Source organism: Flavobacterium sp. RNTU_13 (assembly GCF_046614455.1).
GTDB lineage: Bacteria > Bacteroidota > Bacteroidia > Flavobacteriales > Flavobacteriaceae > Flavobacterium.
In genome coordinates this window covers 202,365-218,195 of the sequence record NZ_JBKJHB010000001.1, presented here as the reverse complement: position 1 = coordinate 218,195, position 15,831 = coordinate 202,365, and the positions used below count along the sequence as shown (strand labels likewise).

General features: G+C 42.8%; 11 protein-coding genes. 5 read left to right on the top strand and 6 right to left on the bottom strand.

Features of this window, described 5'->3' with window-relative positions; translation table 11 throughout:
* Window positions 1-230 precede the first annotated feature (230 nt).
* Entirely contained in the window at window positions 231-6,482 is a 6,252-nt protein-coding gene (locus ACLI08_RS00965) for a T9SS sorting signal type C domain-containing protein (RefSeq protein WP_411426583.1), read from the top strand.
* Window positions 6,483-6,561: 79 nt separating this feature from the next.
* On the opposite strand, the gene ACLI08_RS00960 is transcribed toward ACLI08_RS00965, so the two are convergent.
* On the bottom strand, window positions 6,562-7,395 hold the full coding sequence (locus ACLI08_RS00960; RefSeq protein ID WP_411426582.1) for a hypothetical protein: 834 nt from the start codon (window positions 7,393-7,395) through the stop codon (window positions 6,562-6,564).
* 97 nt (window positions 7,396-7,492) lie between these two features.
* On the opposite strand from ACLI08_RS00960, the gene kynU reads away from it, so the two are divergent.
* Window positions 7,493-8,776, top strand: a complete 1,284-nt coding sequence (gene kynU, locus ACLI08_RS00955; protein ID WP_411426581.1) for a kynureninase — start codon at window positions 7,493-7,495, stop codon at window positions 8,774-8,776.
* A 36-nt stretch (window positions 8,777-8,812) separates the two neighbouring features.
* Here the strand turns inward: kynU and ACLI08_RS00950 are convergent, their stop codons facing one another.
* Window positions 8,813-10,651, bottom strand: a complete 1,839-nt coding sequence (locus ACLI08_RS00950; RefSeq protein ID WP_411426580.1) for an NACHT domain-containing protein — start codon at window positions 10,649-10,651, stop codon at window positions 8,813-8,815.
* A 130-nt stretch (window positions 10,652-10,781) separates the two neighbouring features.
* Between ACLI08_RS00950 and ACLI08_RS00945 the strand changes: the two genes are divergently transcribed.
* Together ACLI08_RS00945 and ACLI08_RS00940 are read left to right on the top strand one after the other, a co-directional pair.
* A complete protein-coding gene (locus ACLI08_RS00945; RefSeq protein ID WP_411426579.1) occupies window positions 10,782-11,618 on the top strand; it encodes a zinc-dependent peptidase in 837 nt (278 codons plus the stop codon).
* A gap of 109 nt (window positions 11,619-11,727) precedes the next feature.
* Window positions 11,728-12,591, top strand: coding sequence for a zinc-dependent peptidase (locus ACLI08_RS00940; RefSeq protein WP_411426578.1), 864 nt, complete (start codon window positions 11,728-11,730; stop codon window positions 12,589-12,591).
* Window positions 12,592-12,657: 66 nt separating this feature from the next.
* Here ACLI08_RS00940 and ACLI08_RS00935 read toward each other — a convergent pair whose 3' ends face one another.
* Genes ACLI08_RS00935 through ACLI08_RS00920 form a run of 4 tightly spaced genes read right to left on the bottom strand, consistent with a single transcriptional unit; the run spans window position 12,658 to window position 14,697 of the window.
* Window positions 12,658-13,110 (bottom strand): VOC family protein, encoded by a 453-nt coding sequence (locus ACLI08_RS00935; protein WP_411426577.1) that lies wholly within the window; start codon window positions 13,108-13,110, stop codon window positions 12,658-12,660.
* A 48-nt stretch (window positions 13,111-13,158) separates the two neighbouring features.
* The gene (locus ACLI08_RS00930; protein ID WP_411426576.1) at window positions 13,159-13,695 is read right to left on the bottom strand and encodes an SRPBCC family protein; all 537 of its coding nucleotides are present in this window, start codon (window positions 13,693-13,695) and stop codon (window positions 13,159-13,161) included.
* Window positions 13,696-13,723: 28 nt separating this feature from the next.
* The gene (locus ACLI08_RS00925) at window positions 13,724-14,278 is read right to left on the bottom strand and encodes a dihydrofolate reductase family protein (RefSeq protein ID WP_411426575.1); all 555 of its coding nucleotides are present in this window, start codon (window positions 14,276-14,278) and stop codon (window positions 13,724-13,726) included.
* Window positions 14,275-14,697, bottom strand: a complete 423-nt coding sequence (locus ACLI08_RS00920; RefSeq protein WP_411426574.1) for a DoxX family protein — start codon at window positions 14,695-14,697, stop codon at window positions 14,275-14,277. The genes ACLI08_RS00925 and ACLI08_RS00920 overlap by 4 nt, the downstream gene beginning before the upstream one ends.
* 168 nt (window positions 14,698-14,865) lie before the next feature.
* On the opposite strand from ACLI08_RS00920, the gene ACLI08_RS00915 reads away from it, so the two are divergent.
* Window positions 14,866-15,831, top strand: a complete 966-nt coding sequence (locus tag ACLI08_RS00915) for a GlxA family transcriptional regulator (RefSeq protein WP_411426573.1) — start codon at window positions 14,866-14,868, stop codon at window positions 15,829-15,831.

Genomic DNA, 15,831 nt, shown 5'->3' with positions numbered 1-15,831 from the left:
GTCTAAGGGCTTAAAGCTATGACTGCATACAATTTGTGGTATTCATAAAATGAATTAATTCTTACAAAATAATAACCATTCGTCTACAGTAAATTAAGTTTCGTCGGCTTTTGTAGCCTGCTAACCGAAAATTTAATCAAAATTTTGTGTTGCAGAGGTATTTTTGAACTTGCTTACAGGTGTGTAATAACGCTTAGGTAAGCACCCCACCCCCCTTAAAAATACAAAAAATGATGAAATTTTTACTTGCTGTAAACAAAACACTACGCTATAGCCTGCTTGGGGCTATAATGCTGCTTACAGGGTTAAAAGTAAATGCCCAGTGTACCCCATCTGGTAACCAAACCAGTTCCGGACAAGGACAGTGGATAGGTTATGTGTATTCTAACAACACAGCCTTTACTACTACGCCACCGGCAAGCGTTTCGGCATTTACCTATCGTGGTTACACCACGCAAACCGAGAATTTTGACTTAAATCCCGGTACAGGAGCTATCAGCGGTACAAATATTTGCGGCTCTTACGCAGATTATTTTACCGTAAGGTTTAAAATGAACAAGAACTACGTTGCGGGTTACTACACCATTACTGTAGGTGCCGATGACGGTTACCGCTTGAGCCTTGATGGTGGGGCTACGTTTGTTAGCTCACTTTCAGACTGGGCACTGCACAGCTACGGCAGCAAAACAGCTACAATACTGCTAAGCGGAAATACAGACCTTTTACTGGAGTATTTTGAAAATGCAGGTTCGTCTCGTGTTTCGTTTAACATTACATCGCTTGCCTGTGAGTCTACCGCTCCAACAGCCGTTAGTGGAGTTACAGGGCTAGATTGTAACACAACAAGCACAACGCTTACCGCTACCGGTGGTACACATGGTTACAATGCCACGTATCAGTGGGGTACAGGTACCACGGCTGGGCAAAATGTTATTGCCGGTCAAACAGGTGCTTCTATAACAGTAACACCGCTTGCTAATACTACATACTGGGTAAGAAGGGCAAACGGTTCGCCTTGCAATGGCTTTTCTGACGCTGCTTTCCAAACGGTAACGCTTTCAGGACGCTCTGGCGATCCGTCTGTATTTGGTAACAATTCCTGGAATGTATACGCATATAACGGTGGTAATATAGATGTTTCTGGTCTTAATTATCTTGGTACTTATAACCAAACCGGTACAGGTCTTAATACGCCTAATTCATGGAGTTCATCTGGTTCTCCATCGGATGCGGTAGGCTACCAGGGTTGTACTGTGCCTGCTGATTATTTTACATTTATAGCGAAGCGAAAAGGCTTCCCTTGTGGTAACTATACACTTACCATGTCTCAGTGGGATGACGAGGCTGTTGTATACGTAAACGGTACACAAGTTTGGTACAGTGCTACATGGAGCGGTAGTGGTACTACAAGCTCATATGTAGGTACCTTTAGCCTGGATGCTAATTCTACAGTTGAAGTAAGAGTGAGGGAAATAGGGGGTGTCTCGAATGCGGTGCTTAATTTTGTTACTTCAGTTCCTCCTACAAGCATAACCGGTAACACTGCCCTTACGTGCGGAACTACCTCTACTACACTTACTGCTGCCGGTGGTACTACCGTGGGCAACACTGTGTACCAGTGGGGTACTGGTACCGTAGCAGGCCAAAATATCATTGCGGGCGCTACAGGTGCTTCAATTACTGTTTCGCCTACAGCAAATACCACGTACTGGGTACGTTTGATAAACTACACCAGCTGTACTCCAGAGAGTGCTGCGATTTACACTACTGTTACTGTAATTCCGGTTCCTGGCGATCCGTCAGTTTTTGGAAACGGTGTTTGGAATGTATACGGTTATAACGGAGGAAATATCAATCTTACAGGTTTAACTTACCTGGGGTATTATACACAAAATACACTTGGATTAGATACTACTGCCTCTTGGGGTACAGCAGTATCGCCATCGGCTACGGTGGGTTGGCAGGGTTGTGCCGTTCCGGCAGATGTATTTACAGTGGTAGAAAAGCGTAAAGGTTTCCCTTGCGGCCGTTACACGCTTACCATGAGCTCATGGGATGATGAGGCAGCGGTTTACGTAAACGGAGCCTTAGTTTGGAACCGCACTTCATTAGGAATTAGTAGCGTAATAGGTACTTTTGACCTTGATGCTAACAGTACTGTTGAAGTAAGGTTACGCGAGGCCTACGGAGTAGCATATAACGTGCTAAATATAGCACCTTCATCTGTGCCACCTACAGCAATCAGCGGAATAACTGCACTGAGCTGTACTACTAACTCTAGCACACTAACCGCTACAGGCGGTAGTATAAGCGGTACCACTACGTACCAGTGGGGTACAGGCACTATAGGCCAAAATATAATTGCAGGTGCTACAAGCGCTTCCATTACGGTTTCTCCTACGGCTACAACAACCTATTGGGTACGTTTAGTAAATTATAATAACTGTACTCCTGAGAGTGCTGCGGTAAGTACTACCGTAACGGTTACAGCATCTCCGGGCAACCCTGCGGTATTTGGTAACAATACGTGGAACGTATATGCTTACAACGGCAGTAACGTAGCGCTTACAGGGCTTGCATACCTGGGCTACTACACGCAGAATACACTTGGATTAAACACTACATCATCTTGGGGTAGCTATTATGCGCCGTCAGACGCTGCGGGTTACCAAGGTTGTACTGTGCCGGTAGATAATTTTACTTACGTAGCAAAACGCCAGGGCTTTACCTGTGGTAAATATTTGCTTACCATGACGCAGTGGGATGATGAATCTGTGGTTTATATTAATGGAACACAGGTGTGGACACGTGCAACTAACGGAACGAACGTTGTTGTAGGCACTTACGATCTTGATGCTAACAGTACTATAGAAATCAGAACAAGGGAAATAACAGGTGCTTCAAGTGCTGTGCTTACTATAGTACTGGCTTCGGTTCCACCTACGAGCATTACAGGTAATACATCATTAACCTGCGGAACAACCACCACAACATTGACCGCAACTGGCGGAAGTGTAAGCGGTAATACCACATACCAATGGGGTACCGGTGCTGTAGGTCAAAACATAATTGCAGGTGCTACAACGGCTTCAATTACTGTTTCTCCTACGGCTACAACAACCTATTGGGTACGATTAGTAAATTATAATAACTGTACTCCTGAGAGTGCAGCAGTTACTACAACCGTTACGGTTACCCCGGTTCAGGGAGATCCTTCGGTATTTGGTAACAACACATGGAATGTATATGCCTACAACGGTAGCAGCGTGAGCTTAACTAACACTACTTACCTTGGTTATTATACTCAAAATACGGTTGGCTTTAACAGTACATCGTCTTGGGGTACCTCAGTTTCGCCTTCATCGGCTACAAACTACCAGGGTTGTACTGTGCCAAATGACAACTTTACTTACGTAGCAAAACGCCAGGGCTTTACATGTGGCAGGTATACCCTTACCATGACGCAGTGGGATGATGAATCTGTGGTATACATTAACGGTACACAGGTTTGGACACGTGCAACTAACGGAACGAACGTTGTTGTAGGTACGTACGACCTTGATGCAAACAGTACTATAGAAATCAGGACAAGGGAAGTTACCGGTCCTACCAGTGCAGTACTTGCTATAGTTCCGGCTTCGGTTCCTCCTACAAGTATAACAGGTAATAATGCTTTATTCGCTTGTGGTAGCACTTCTACAACGCTAACAGCAGCGGGCGGAAGCGTAAGCGGAAACACTACCTACCAGTGGGGTACAGGTACTGTTGCAGGTCAAAACATCATTGCGGGTGCCACAGGTGCTTCAATCACAGTATCTCCTACAGCTACAACCACATACTGGGTGCGCTTAGTAAATTATAACAACTGTACTCCTGAAAGTGCAGCCGTAACTACTACCGTAACAGTTGCCACTGTACCGGGTAACCCGGCCGTATTTGGTGATGGTGTATGGAATGCTTACGGATACTCGGGGACTACGCTTACACTTTCAGACGCTGTTTACAAAGGTTACTATACACAAAACACCCTTGGATTCGATACCACAACCGGCACTAACAGCTGGGCCGATACCGCGTCGCCTTCGGCAGCAACAGGCTGGCAGGGATGTACAGTGCCAAACGATAACTTCGTGTTGGTTTACAAACGTAAAGGATTTAGCTGTGGCACATACCAGATTTCGTTTACACGTTGGGATGACGATGCCGAGCTTTACATTAACGGTACACGTGTTTGGAACCGTACATCATGGAGTGGAGGTTTAGTAAATGTACTTGCAGGTACTTACACACTTAACGAAAATACTACTGTAGAATTCAGGGTGCATGAAAATGGAGGATCTTGTAACGCCACTATGATACTTACTCCAACATCAATCGTGTCAGTAGCTCCTACCGCTATTACAGGTCCGCTTTCGGTACTTTGCGGAGGCAGTACTACACTTACAGCTATAGGCGGTGTGCTGGGAACTAACTCAGTGTACGAGTGGGGTACAGGCTCAGAAGGTACTAATATCATTGCAGGCGCCACTACAGCTTCTATAAGCGTATCGCCACAGCAAAACACTACCTACTGGGTACGCATTAAAAACAATACCTGTAGTACTTACACCGCTGCCGCATACTATAACGTACAGGCTACGTCAACAGTTGCAGGCGTACTTTCGGCTGCGGTAACTACTATATGTAAAAACAGCATACTGTCTTCGGGTATTTCGCTTACAGGCAGCGTGGGTAACATAGTAAAATGGCAGTCAGCTAACGACGCAGCGTTTACAAACGGTGTTGTAGATATAGCTAATACAACCACTACATTAAGTGGTGCACAGATTGGCCCTATAACGGCTCCAAAATACTTCAGGGCCTTAGTACAAAACGGTAACTGTACTGCAATAGCTACCCCAGCATTGTACATAAACGTACCTGCGCCATTAGTATGGAACGGAAGCTGGAATGGTACACCTACTATAAACACTGCGGTAGAAATACAGTCTAACCTTAACCTGAGCACAGACCTTACGGTTTGTTCATGTGAAGTTAAAAACAACGCCCGCTTTAATGTGGCTTCGGGTGCAAGCCTTACCGTAAAAGGTAAACTTACCGTAGCACCTACAGCTACAATGGTGGTAAATAACAATGCATCATTAGTTCAGATAGACGAGATTGCTAACGAAGGTAAAATACAACTTTACCGAAACAGCTCGCTTGTAAAACGTTTTGACTATACGTTGTGGTCATCTCCGGTAGACAATCAACAGCTTCAGGCATTTTCGCCACAAACGCTTACAGATCGTTTCTACGAGTATAAAACGGCAACCGACTTATACGGAAGGGTATCATCCCAAATCAACTTTGAAACCGCTAAAAGTTACCTGATACGTACGCCAAATAACCATCCTACCGCTGTGCCAACAGTGTTTACAGGTATGTTTGAAGGTACACCGCACAACGGTACCATAAATAAGGCGGTAGCTGTAACAGGTAAAGGCTTTAACGCAGTGGGTAACCCTTATCCGTCTCCTATACGTGTTAACGACTTTATTAATGCTAACATTGATAATATGGAAGGTACACTGTGGTTCTGGAGGAAAACAAACGATAAAACACAGAGTAGCTATACTACAGTAACCAAGCTTGCTTATGTAGCAAACGCGGCTCCTGGTGGAGAAAACGGTTATGCAATAAACCCTGGTGGCGTACTTAATACAGGACAGGGCTTTATAGTAAAAGCAAAACCTACAGCAACAAACATAGTGTTTACTAATGCTATGAGGGTGGGTAACAGTACTAACCAGTTCTTCCGTAGTGCTGCACCTGATGCTTCTAAATATTGGTTAAACATTACAGACACAGCAGGAAGCTACAGCCAGGCAATGGTAGGTTATACAAGCGAAGCTACTACAGGTTACGACAATGGTATTGACGGTAGGATTTATGTAGACAACAACATTAACCTTTATACCATTCAGGATGAAAATATCCTTGCTATACAAGGCCGTCCTGAGTTTACAGATACAGACCAGGTAGCAATGGGCTTTAAAGCTACTCAGGCAGGTACTTTTACCATAAACGTATCTGATACCGAAGGAGTGTTTACAGCAGACCAGGCCATATATCTTGTAGACAACGTAGAAGGCTTAGTAGTAAATGTTAAGGCACATGCTTATACCTTTACTACCGATGCTGGTACATTTAACGACAGGTTCAGCATAATTTATAACACAACTACGCTGGGTACTAACCAGCCGGTTGCCGATGATAAGAGTACCGTGATTTTTGGTAAAAACGGTATACTTAAAGTAAATGCTGAAGAGAACATCAAGTCGGTAATGGTGTACGACATACTGGGCAGGCAACTGCTAAAAGCAGATAACGTTAACAACCTTACTTTTGAAGGAAACACAGGCTCTACAGAGCAGGTACTTATTGTAAAAGTGCAGTTGGCTTCTGGTAAAGTTGCAGAGCGTAAAGTACTGCTTCATTAATACAATTTTATATCTAACCTAAACTAAAAAGGGGCTGTCCGGTATCAGGACAGCCCCTTTGCTTTTTAAAACCATTATATTACTGTTGCACAGGCATCAGGATATAAGATGGCGTTTTGCTGTACGTATAAGTGTCGTTATTACCTGCGGGGCGTAGTACCGGGTATAGTGTAATAGCGCCATTGTTATAAACAAAATGATAGTTTACAGTATTCTCTGTTGTTTGGTCGGAGCCAAAATATACCTCGTCAAAATTGCGCTCTTCAAAAGCATACATAACCCCAAATAGGTTTAACTTACCCATGCCGCTTACCCTGCCGTTAGTAAACCTGATTTTTTTACCCGTAAGCTTATCTTTATAGGTGCCGTTAAAAATCATGCTGCTTATAGTATTGTTCAGTATGTTTTCGTCTACCTTATCAGATCCGCTTATTTTTCTGAAAACATCTTTCTTACCACTTTTGGTATACGTTATTTCGGCGTTGCCATCGGCCAGGGGGCGCACCTGCATATAATCGCTTTCGGGGTATTTTCCACGCCTTACTTTATCCAGTTCAAAGTAACCGGCATTGTTGTATAGCAGTGGGTATATGTATCCACCCTCAAACGTATTAAACCCCTCCATGTCGGGCTTGCCGGTAAGCATCTTGTCTTTGTACAGCATAAACCCGAAAAGCGTGGCCTTGTGGGCCGCATTGGCATAAATCTGTTTTGTTTTTTCTATAGTGGTAAGATAATCGTGGCTTATCCATATACCGTCGAGCGCGTTGGCTGTTTTTTCAAGGGGAATTGCAGCGTGTGCAGCTACAGGAGCAGCTGTGTTTTTAGAAGCCGGCATGGCATTTTCTTTTTTGGCACAGGCCGAAAAAACTAACAGGCTCGTAAAAACAGGAACATAAAAACGGTATTTCATTGCAGTTTATTTAATACAAAGATACCTAAAGTACCAAAACACTGCATGTGGTAGTAATATTTCTGTATTTTTGCGCATAAGACACAAACACAACATAATGAACTTTCAAAATACACGCGAATTCGCGAAACAACTCGACGCGCAGGATAAGCTGGCTAAATACAGGGGCGAATTTGTATTTCCGCACGTAAACGGAAAACAGGTTATTTACTTTACGGGGAACTCCCTTGGGCTACAGCCAAAACGTACTAAAGCCTATGTAGATGAGGTTATGGACGACTGGGCTAACCTTGCCGTAGAAGGCCATTTTTATGCCGATAAGCCCTGGTGGGATTACCATGAGCGTTTTTCTAAACCGCTAAGTAAACTGGTAGGCGCACTACCCAGCGAAGTTACGGTTATGAATACCCTTACCGTAAACCTGCACCTGCTTATGGTGTCATTTTACAGGCCTACGGCAAAACGTTACAAGATATTGTGCGAAGAAAAAGCCTTCCCCAGCGACCAGTACATGATACAAAGCCAGGTAAAGTTCCACGGTTATGATCCGGCCGATGCTATTGTAGAGATAAAGCGCAGGCCGGGTGAGCACAACATTCGCCTGGAAGATGTGCTGGCAAAAATAAAAGAAGTGGGCGATGAGCTTGCCCTGTTGCTTATAGGTGGCGTTAACTACTATACCGGGCAGGTTTTTGATATGGAAACCATTACAAGAGCCGGGCAGGAAGCCGGTGCCTACGTAGGCTGGGACCTGGCACACGCTGCCGGTAACATACACCTGGAACTGCACAACTGGAATGTAGACTTTGCGGCATGGTGCAGTTATAAATACATGAACTCAGGGCCGGGTAATGCATCGGGGGCTTTTGTACACGAAATGCACCATAACGATACCGACCTGCCGCGCTTTGCCGGATGGTGGGGGCACAACAAGGAGCGCCGTTTTCTTATGGAGCCTAATTTTGACCCTGTGCGCGGTGCCGATGGGTGGCAGGTAAGTAACCTGCCTGTAATATCGCTTGCTCCGTACCTTGCATCGGTAGAGATGTTTGATGAGGTAGGTATGCCCGCACTGATAGAAAAACGCGACCGCATTACGGCTTACCTGGAATATATACTGCATGAAATAGACCGTGAGGTTAACGGACATTTCGAAATTATAACGCCAGCTGAACCTAAAGAGCGTGCATGCCAGCTATCGGTATTTTTGCATGGCGAAGGCCGTCAGCTGTTTGATTACCTAATGAAAGAGGGTGTTATTGTAGACTGGCGCGAGCCAAACGTTATCCGCCTGGCGCCGGTGCCACTGTACTGCTCGTTTGAGGACATGTACGAGTTTGGGCAGATACTTAAGGCCGGTATTTTATCGCATAAGAAATAGTATATAAAGGGGGTGCTTTAGAGCCCCCCTTTATATCTAAATTAAATCCACTAAATCTTTCTCATTTGAATCATTTTTTTCGATGTATCTTTCACAAAAAATAATTTCTTTATCTAGGTGGGTAGTGATTTTTTTCGTTAATTTTGTTAGTTTATCTCCCTTAGCTATTTGATAAAATTTTTGTAGCTCATCGAATTCAAGATTTAATCCACGATTTTTAGCGTTCACTTTTTGTGAATTGAACATATCATTATAGTATTCAAGGCATGATGGCTGATTCAATTTTTCTTTTATAAAAGCATAGAGTTCTCTTGTAAAATTTAAATGAACATATATGGTTTTATAAATGCTAGAATTAATCAATGGTCGTAATATTGTGTGTCCAGTTTCATCTCTCATCTTTTCGAAACCTCTCATGAAAAAAAGAAGATAATTGTTCTCATAACTAAAGTCGGGATTAGTGATTGTCTGTTTTAAATCAGATAGTAATGGGAAGTAGAAGTTTTTAATGAAGTTGTATTCATCCATTTCTTTAAGCAGATATAATAAGTTTTCCATTTCTCTGCGAGAAGGATATGAGTTTTCGTACTTACTGATGATTTTTTCGTAAACACGTTTGTTCTCATCTGATTTGAGTTCAGAAATCAGTAATGCAGTAAAATATTCTTGTAATGAGCGATGGGCAAAAGAGTAAATACCTTCATCATCTATCCATAATGAGATAGCCGATTTTAAATCTGAAATGAATTTATTATTATCGAAGCTTAAGTCTTTTTTGTTCTTTATAAACTTAAGTTTTAAATTTATGTAATCTCGATCAAAAGTAAACTCATTTTCAAAATATGATAAAAAACTAAAAGATTTTAAAATTGTTTCAAACTGTTCTTGGTCTAATCCGCATAGTTTTTCCCTAACATAACCTAGTTTAGTTTTACTATCATGTTCGGAAAATAAAGCATTTATTACACGTCTGTAGAAGATGTATTTTTTATCAGGTATTGAGGCATAACTCTGAAATGTTAAAAGATATAACGAGAGTAATAATGGATTCTTTAAAAAGCTTCGTATATATGTACTATTGCCCTGCTCAATTGATTTTATAGCTTTTTCAGCGAGTTCAGTTTCATTACTTAACTGTTTGAAAACAAAACCTCTGATTTCACCATCTTTCAGTTCTAAATCCTTCATTTTTAAGTTTGTAAATCTAGGGAAGTTTTCTGCATGCGAGTAAGGACGAGATGTTAGTAAATAATTGTTCAAATTATATTTTTCTATAAATTCAATTATATGTTTTCCCAGCTTTTTTTTGGTCTTTTCATCTACTTCATCGTATCCATCAAAAAATAATGTAAACTTACCCTTCTCAAGTATTTTCTCAAGTATTTCATTATTAACGGCAAGTTTATTTTGTGTAATAATTTTTTTTATATAAATCTCTAACTCATCGGATGATTCATTCAAGTAGCGTAATTCTATTAAGATTGGAATTTTCTCTTTTTCGAGGATAGAATTTAGGAAAAGATGCTTCACTAATGTACTTTTACCACTACCTGCATCACCAATTATTGTGATACACCTAAACTTTTTAAATAATTCGGATGTAGAATCAGTATTTATTACTTGTGTTTTCTGATATATCAATTTCGAAGGAAAGTACACGTCATATAAAAAAACGGGTGTATTACCTTTTAGTAAAGTCTTTATGTACGAATAACGATCCTTTTGTTTGGTTAGATAAAGTTTAATATCTTTTCCTATAAATTGTTTGATTTGGTCATATGATTTATCGTAAATCTCATCGAATATATTTTTTCCCTCTTCGATAAATGCCTTTGTGAAGCCAGTGACGATAGACTCTAAAATCTTTTCTTCCATTTTAGTATAGTATTGACGATTATTTATTGTTGTTGGTTCCTTCAAAAATAACGAAAAAAAGCAAGTGTTAAAATTTTCTAAGTCTAATAGCGTTTTTTGTTTATATTGACCAACCAATAACAAACACTGCATGGAGAACTCCGTAGGGCTTATATTTCTTGTTGTAGTAACGCTAAGTGTTGTAGCGCTTACCATTTTTTTATTCGGTTACCTTTTTTTAGACTCGCTGGAGTACTTTTGGGTACGCCGTTTCGGCAGGCCGCCCTTTGTGCATTTTTACTTGTTTAAGAAAGACATCCCCGCGCCGTTAAAGCAGGTGCTGCACAATGATTTTTCGTTTTACCGCAACCTTTCAAAAAAACATAAAAGCTACTTTAGGCACCGGGTAAACGGTTTTATAAAAACCTACGAATTCCACTCGCGCGAAGGCATTACCATAACACCCGAAATGAAAGTAAAAGTAGCCGCCAGTTGGGTAATGCTTACCTTTGGTATGCGCTACTATCTACCCAGTATTTTTGAACATATAATCCTTTATCCTGATGTTTATGAAAGCACTGTTACAGGGCTATGGCACAAGGGCGAGTTTAACCACCCGGCAGGGGCGGTGGTGTTTAGCTGGAAACATTTTGAAGAAGGCATACGCCATGGCGTAGACAATGTAAACTTGGGCCTTCACGAGTTTTCGCACGCGCTGCACGTGTGTGCCACCGCGAGTGATGAGGGTGGTGCTTCGGGCGACCTCTATGCGGCTAAGTTTGATGAGGTGATTACTTACATAGGCGAACCCAATAACCTACAGCATCTTGCAGGGCTGGGCTACCTGCGCGAATACGGTTTTACAAACCAGCACGAGTTTATGGCGGTAACCCTGGAAAGTTTTTTTGAAACGCCTGCCGAGTTTAAACAAAAGCTGCCGGAGTTGTACACCATTATAACCCAAATGATAAATTATAAACCGGTGTAGCTGGGGGTGCTCTGTATTATAAGTAAGCTGCCATGTAAATATAAAAGCTGTGTAAATACTAATTTTAAGGAATTGAACGTTAGTTAATTGTATCGGGTATTCCGGTAAAATGATTATATTTAACAAAATTAATAGCGGTTTACCTGGCATGATTCCTACTTCGCAAATTATAGTTTTTGTTTTCCTGGGCCTTATGGTTACGGCGCTGGTGTTTTATTTGTCTGCTAAGTCAGCCGAATCAGCCTATTTGTTGGCATTCCGTAAACCTGCCGTGGTGCATTTTTACCCTGTAAAACGTACCCTGCCACCGTATGCCGGTATTTTGCTGGAAAACGAATTCAGGTTTTACCGTGATCTTTCTGATGAGCACAAGGCTTACTTTCAGCATCGGGTTTCCACATTCATGAAACGCTATAAGTTTATAGGGCGCGACGGGCTTGATGTTACCGACGAAATGAAACTGAAAATTTCGGCCACCTGGGTAATACTCACCTTTGGGTTGCGCCATTACCTTACTGATTTGTTTAACGTAGTGGTATTGTACCCGGATGTGTACCGCTCGGCAATGGCGGGCAGCTATAACTTTGCCGAGTTTAATGTTCCGGCGGGCGCAGTGGTTTTTAGCTGGAGGCATTTTGAGGCTGGGCTTGATTTTAGTGCCAATAGCGTAAACCTGGGCCTGCACGAGTTTGCCCACGTGGTACACACAGGCGCCATGAGTAAAAACTTTGGTGCTGCCGGAGATATGTATGCCGATATGTATGCCAAAATTATTGCCTACATACTGGTAGACGAAAACCTTATTGAAATTGTAAATGCCAACTACTTTAGGCATTATGCTTATAAAAACGAACGTGAGTTTGTGGCGGTGGCCTTAGAATACTTTTTTGAAACCCCCGAAGAATTTAGCCAAAAGCTACCCGTCTTATATGATATGGTGGCTACTATGGTAAACTACAAAAAGGCGGCATAACATAAAAAGCCGCACTTTCGTACGGCTTTTTCAACTCTTTGATTGATGATTGCGCTTTGCTGAAAATTATTGTTGCTGCATGGTGTTAAAACTTATCATCCAGTGGATGCCATATGCATCCTGTACCATGCCCCAGTAGTCGCCCCAAAACATATCTGCCATTGGCATAAGTGCAGCGCCCCCTTCGGCAAGCCCGGCAAAAATGCGGTCGGCATCTTCGCGGCTCTCAGCATGGAATGACAAAGAAATGTTAGTGCCTGTTTCGGCCTGAGGCATATTGCCCGGAACGTCGCTGCCCATAAGCATATTGGCTCCTATTGGCAGGGCCACGTGCATAATCAGGTTGCCATCTTCGCCGTTTGGTTCTGCGTCTTCACACCCTTCGTTACCCGATGGATGTTTGGGCATGTCTTTAAACCGCATAAAGGTGGCAAACGCTCCGCCAAAAACCTTTTTGTAGTGGTTAAAGGCCTCTTCGGTTTTACCGTTAAAATTAAGATACGGGTTTAGTGCTTTCATAAACTGTTGTTTGTTGTTTGATGATTATTAATGGTTTGCTTTATGTACTTAGTTAAGGGCTTCTATTTTAGCCTTCATGTTATCCAGGTTCTGCTGAATGTCTTTACCCAGCATACCGTCCATCATTACATTCATAAGGTTCATAGGGTAACTGCTTGTACCGCTGCATCCCCATACCACTTTAGTTTTCCCCGGTGCTATGCTGTCGGTTAGGGTGTAGCTTTGCATAACGCTTTCAAAAGGCTTTTTAAAGCGCACCTCTACATCCATACGCTTATTTGGTGTAATAGCTTTAATCTCCTGTTCGCCCACACCCACTTTGTCGTTGCCCGACCAGCTGTTCACAAAACCTACCTGTCCGTCTTCGCCTTTAAAAGTTTGTGTTTTATTCATGTCGGCCATGCTCCACACGCTGTACTCGTCTTCGTTTTTCAGGTGGCGCGCGTACTCAAATACTTCGCCTACAGGCTTGTTTATTACTACCTCGCGCTCTACTTTATAATCTTTAGGCATTATCAGAGCCAATACCAGTAGCAGTACAATGATTGCCAATAGGGCGATGCCAATTCTCTTAAGGATTTTCATAGTGTAAAGTGTTTATTTAATGATTCGGTTAAAGTGTGTAGCGCAGCACCGTGATACCGCAACCAAAGGGCACGGCCTCAACCAGGTTTAACGTGAGCGGATTTTGAAGCCCTGCAAAAATGGGCATACCGCTACCCAGTGCAGCAGGATTTACAAAAAGGAAAAATTCATCTACCAGTCCCTTTTCTATGAGGTGCGATACAAAGCTGGCACCACCGTAGGCTATAATGTCTCCGCCAGCGGTTTCTTTAAGAGCTGTGATTACCGCTTCCGGGTTGTGCGCCAAAGTAGTATTAGGCCAATCGTGCTTTTCTAAAGTATGGCTGAATACTATTTTAGGGGTGCTGCTCATTTTTTCTGCCCCGGGTACGTGCTCAGGGCTTTTTGCCGCAGCTTCCCAGTGGGGTACAAAGCCCTCAGCCAGTTTACGCCCCATTACTATGGTATCTACAGGTTCTGTAAGCGCGGTAACATAGTTGGCTATGTCTTCGCCCCAGTTCCATTCCAGCCAGTCCATTTCGGCAGCCGGACCTGCTATAAAGCCATCTATAGATATTTGTACCTGGAGTTTTAGTTTTCTCATAATAAAGTGTTGTCTTTCTTTTTAAACAATAAAGCATCTGCCGAGTACCTGCCGCTACCATTTATAAAAATGATTGCCGAAAGGATAAGGTATGTAAACGCCGGTATCTTATCGGCAAAGGCATCGTTTCCGTGTGCTATAAAGTAGGCTACAACCATGGTTATAAAGCTGGGTATTACTGCCAGGCGAGTAACAAGTCCCAGGGCTATGAGTATACCACATACAAACTCGCCAAATATTACAAGGTTAAACGATAGCTTAGGCCCTATGCCTATAATGTCGCCAAACTGGGGCAGTATTTCGTTATAGGCGGCTATTTTCCCCCAGCCGTAGTAGGTAAACATTCCCCCGAAAAACAGGCGTAGCAGCAGTACTCCCATATCTGTATTTAAAGGTGGTAATTGCAGTAATTTTTTCATAAGATGTAATTTTTTGTTTATTTGGTTATGAATGTACTAATTATAAGGCTGCTTTACAAAAGTATTTATAAACGATAAAATTCAGGTTGTGCTAAAAAGCCAAACGCAGGGGGGATTCAGGACAAAATAAAATGTACCTTTGGGTAACAACCAAATTTGTAGCGACTTATGAAAGTAGGTATCCTTTTGCAGAGAGATTACAGGCTGCTGAGTGTAGCAGCCATAGCCGACGTGCTGGACAGCGTAAACGGATTTTACGCAGAAAGTGGCAAACAGCCCATTTTTGATATTTGCCTGCTGCGCCTGCCTGAGCATACCGATGTAAAGTACGAAGGTTATACCGTACTGCCCGTAACAGATAACGATGCCTATGACCTGCTGATGATACCGGCCTTTAAAAACGATGCGCTGCCGGGTGCCATGCAGCTAAATATGGGGTGGTTCCACTGGCTGGCTGGGCAGTATGCTAAAGGCGGTGCGGTAGCAAGCTTTTGTACAGGTGCCTTTATACTGGCGGCAACCGGGCTTTTAAATGGCCGGCCGGCTACTACGCACGTAAACGCCGGAGGGCATTTTGCGCAGCTTTTTCCGGAAGTGGTGCTGCGTGCCGATGCGGTGGTTACCGGGCAAGACAGGGTGTACACCAGCGGTGGTGCCACAAATACGTTTCACCTGCTTATGCTGTTGCTGGAGGTATATTGTAGTAAGGAAATAGCTGTGCGTGCAGCAAAAATGTTTTCTATAGACATGGACCGTAACCGGCAAACGTACTTTGGCTCATTTTTACCGCATGAAAACCACACGGATGATTTGGTAAAAAAAGCACAGCAGGAAATACGCCGTAATTTTAATAAGGCCAATACCATAGAGGAAATAATAAGCAGCGTGCCCGCCAGCCGGCGTAACCTGGCAAGGCGTTTTAAACAGGTAACGGGCATTACACCAATAGAATACCTGCAAAAAACCCGTATTGAGGCTGCTAAACAACTGCTGGAACAGCAACGCCATACCATAACCGAAGTAATGCTCGAAAGCGGTTACAACGACCAAAAAACCTTCCGTACGCTGTTTAAGCGAAATGTGGGAATGACACCTAAAATGTACCGCGAAAAGTTTAGCGGGCAGGCGGTGTAA